The organism is Cysteiniphilum sp. 19S12-1 (genome assembly GCF_052030685.1).
Classification (GTDB): Bacteria; Pseudomonadota; Gammaproteobacteria; order Francisellales; family Francisellaceae; genus Caedibacter.
This window is the reverse complement of the sequence record NZ_JBQAJM010000098.1, coordinates 1-562: the sequence shown is the minus strand read 5'-3', so window position 1 is coordinate 562 and position 562 is coordinate 1. Positions and strand designations below refer to the sequence as shown.

Here is a 562-nt window from a genome sequence, read left to right as displayed (position 1 = left end):
ATAAGGAGCGCTGAAACTACGCATTCAGTGCGAGACAAAAACAGCAGTTAAGAGCCATATAAAGTTGGACGTAACACAAGCATAAAAGAAAGCATGGAGTATGATATCGCTTTCTTTGCTTGCGTTTCATCTAGCAACTCATTGACTAATGTAAAAGTGCATGCCAACCCTGCAGAAGAGCCAAGTGCGGTAATAACCCGACCTAAAAGTAACAAGCTATAGCTAGATAGAATATTGGTTGTCGCAATATAGCAGATGATCAGACCAGTTAAGTTAATGATAAAACCAAAGCGAATGGCTTTGAGTCTACCAAAACGATTGGCAAGGGGGGCATAAATCAGCTGACCAAAAACATAGCCAAATAAAAAAATACCGACAAACCATGAAAGACTTGAGGTATCAAGTGTGTAAAATTTACCAATCTGCGGCAATGCAGGTGTCAGCATAACTGCAGATACTGAAGCGATGGATAGATAGCTTAACAGTATACCCAAGTTGGTAAATTTTTGATTATTAAGTATTCAAATCAAACTTTTTTTGCAATTTAACGCCCCTCAAACCC

At 38.8% G+C, this 562-nt stretch carries 1 protein-coding gene; it reads right to left on the bottom strand.

Annotation, left to right across the window (positions count from 1 at the left end; all coding sequences use genetic code 11):
• Positions 1–47 precede the first annotated feature (47 nt).
• Positions 48–494: an MFS transporter gene (locus tag ACTS4L_RS11400; RefSeq protein WP_440618042.1), complete on the bottom strand. Its 447-nt coding sequence runs from the start codon at positions 492–494 to the stop codon at positions 48–50.
• Between the last annotated feature and the right edge of the window lie 68 nt (positions 495–562).